This is a genomic window from Anaerorhabdus sp. (assembly GCF_036637135.1).
In the GTDB taxonomy this organism is placed as follows: domain Bacteria; phylum Bacillota_I; class Bacilli_A; order Erysipelotrichales; family Erysipelotrichaceae; genus Anaerorhabdus.
The window spans coordinates 1-3013 of the sequence record NZ_JAVWNC010000107.1 but is presented as its reverse complement, the minus strand read 5'-3'; the positions used below and the strand labels follow the sequence as shown (position 1 = coordinate 3013).

The 3013-nt window shown below is 32.2% G+C and carries 4 protein-coding genes; 2 read left to right on the top strand and 2 right to left on the bottom strand.

What is annotated here, in order from left to right; translation table 11 throughout:
* A partial coding sequence (locus RR643_RS11480) for a hypothetical protein (protein WP_332483301.1) occupies positions 1–412 on the bottom strand: 412 nt, incomplete at its 3' end.
* Positions 413–658: 246 nt separating this feature from the next.
* Here RR643_RS11480 and RR643_RS11475 point away from each other — a divergent pair.
* Complete coding sequence (locus tag RR643_RS11475) at positions 659–1939, top strand: sensor histidine kinase (protein ID WP_332483300.1); 1281 nt, start codon at positions 659–661, stop codon at positions 1937–1939.
* A 69-nt stretch (positions 1940–2008) separates the two neighbouring features.
* Here the strand turns inward: RR643_RS11475 and RR643_RS11470 are convergent, their stop codons facing one another.
* The gene (locus tag RR643_RS11470) at positions 2009–2332 is read right to left on the bottom strand and encodes a cyclic-di-AMP receptor (protein ID WP_078711664.1); all 324 of its coding nucleotides are present in this window, start codon (positions 2330–2332) and stop codon (positions 2009–2011) included.
* 124 nt (positions 2333–2456) lie between these two features.
* On the opposite strand from RR643_RS11470, the gene RR643_RS11465 reads away from it, so the two are divergent.
* A partial coding sequence (locus tag RR643_RS11465; RefSeq protein WP_332483299.1) for a sugar O-acetyltransferase occupies positions 2457–3013 on the top strand: 557 nt, incomplete at its 3' end.

Below are 3013 nucleotides of genomic sequence, written 5' to 3'. Positions count from 1 at the left end.
CTTTTTGTGTTTGTTCCAAACATTCTAAACAAATATGAGTACATGGTTTTTCATTGATACATGAATCATCATGCACATGTGTACATGGTGAACCTAGAATACCAGCTTGATAAGCGCAGTCTTCTGCATGATCTATAATTCCATCATTATCAGTATCAACACAACTTTTATCACATAGTATCTCTACTACTTCTTCAATGTATCCACATTGTTCATCGTGCACATGGGTACAGGACGAATTATCAAGAACATAACCACATCCGTCTTCACCTTCGGTGTGTTCTATATGTTGGCTACATTGTTCTTTTTCTTCAATTGTATTCATTTTGTCTTCTTCTGCAATTAAAGATGATGGCATTACACCAAATAACAAAGAAGTGACAACTAATAATTTTAGTATTCTTTTTTTCATTTTATTTTCTCCCCATATACATAAAAGCACGATAAAAGTACTTTCATTTGGGTTTAGTTTATCATTTCTTCCTTTAGAAACGGCTGAAATTACGTAAGACAACGCATTTTCTACGTGAAAATAAATTAGTTAAAATATTTATATTTACTATATCCATAAAGGCGTACTTTTACCTTTATAAACACGCATTGTCATTATATAATAAAAGCAATATTACCAGGTAAATAGGAATGAAGGGGATATCTTATGACCATATTTGATTTAGCAATCTACCTACTAAAATTTATGATACCTTCCCTTTTTTCTATTGCCTTTCGTGCATTTGGTTTAGGATATAAAACCAAAGGAAGAGTTGTACTTGGTTTTTTAGTTTTCATTTTATATATGGCAATTGTTCCCGGATATCTTATCAATGTTATGGGATATGGTGAATTTACACATATTTCCTCAATCGTTATAATCATTGGTAATCTTTCGATTTTGATTTTCACAACTGATTCTATTGGAAAAACGATTTTCCTACACCTTATTCAAAGCGGTGTAACTACTATTCTTTCTATAATATTGAATATGGTTCGTACTGTATTAGGCTTATCTTATCCAATGTTACTTGTCTTATTACTTATCTTTAGTGCCCTCATCTACTACATTGCGATTCGTTACTGGGCAAAACCTTTGCGATATATGGCGGATCTCATCCAAGGAAGTGTCGCTCCGTATTTAGCACTTTCTATTCTCATTTTTATAATTGTGAATCTTATTCCTGTATATCCTATGCAGAACTTTGCTAACCACCCTTTCTTTTGCACATTCATGATGTTAGCAATTGAATTATGTTATCTAATTTACATTTATCTTCTTTATCACAATTTATATACCATTAATTTTTTGTCAAAAGGTGAGTTAAAAAATGAATTACTTCAATCTGAGATTAATTCATATAAGACATTTCTAGATAATGCTTATCAAACTCGTCATGACTTAAGACATCATGATGCTGTATTGCTCGCTAAATTAGAAGAAGGAAACATCGAAGAAGCTAAGAGTTATCTACAATCACATCTAATTACTTTTAATGAAACAGCATTGAAGAAGTTTTGTAATAATTCGACAGTGAATATCGTTCTGCGTATATACGAAAATAGAGCACATGATAAAAACATCTCATTCTCCGCTCATGTAAACATTCCTTCAGAATTCGGATTGAAAGATCCTGAAATAGGTAGTTTACTTGGTAATCTATTAGAAAACGCTTTGAATGAATGTAGCAAAGAACCTGATAAAAACCCATATATCAAATTATCTATGGAATTAGAAAGAAATCAGATCTTACTTGAGATACGCAACTCTTTATTTACACCTGTTATATTTAGAAATGGTATTCCTGTTTCCAATAATCCCAATGGCGGTATTGGTACAAGAAGCATTATATCTACCATAAAAACATATAACGGAATGGTAAGTTTTACGAATAGCAGTGATGAATTTATAGCCCGAATTATTATTCCACTACGAAATCATTATTAATTATTAAAAAAAAGAAGCTGTTACGCTTCTAATGCTTATTTGCATTTAGAAATTACGTAACAGCCTTTTTTATAGTTTTACAAATTGTTCAACGTCAACAACGAAGATAGTAGCTCCGCCCACTTGTACTTCAACTGGGAAAGATGCATATCTACCGATATCATAAGATGCAGTTGATGGCACGATTTCAGTACGACGTTTACTTTCGTTTCCGATGATTTCGATAGCTTTTTCCACTTTGTCATTTTCAGTACCCACAATAATTGTTGTATTTCCAGCACGAAGGAATCCACCTGTCGTTGCTAAACGAGTTACTGAATAATTTTCTTTAGTTAATGCTGAAGATACGCTTGAGCTATCATCATTTGAAACAATCGCTAATATAAGTTTCATAGTTAACCTCCTATTAAGTTAATTTCATTTTATCATACATTTGTTCTAAAATGACTCTGTTTTTGTGAACAGATAATGAAAATTGTATCTTTTTAAGATATAATTCATTTTGCGAGGATATTTTATGAACGAAAAAGAGAAAATGATACAAGGTTTACCCTATGACGCTGGAATTCCAGAGTTATGTAAAGATCGTGATGATGCAAAAGACCTGTGTTTTACTTTTAATCACACTTTACCTTCTAAACGCGATCAACAACTTCAAACACTACAAGCTTTATTCCATACTATAAGTACAACACTCTCTATCGAAGCACCTTTTTATTGTGATTATGGCTATAACATCGAATTGGGTGAATCTGTATTTATCAATCATCATTGTACAATTCTAGATTGTTGTAAGGTTAAAATAGGTAATCATGTATTTATAGGGCCAAATGTTGGTATATATACCGCATATCATCCAATCATGGCCGAGGAACGTAATGCCATGATTGAACAAGCTTCCCCTATTACCATTGAAGACAATTGTTGGTTAGGTGGTAATGTTATTATTTTACCTGGTATTACAATTGGTAAAGGTAGTGTTATTGGTAGTGGTAGTGTTGTTACTAGAGACATACCAGAAAATTCAATTGCGGTTGGTAATCCTTGCCGTGTTATTAAGCAAATACAGCAATG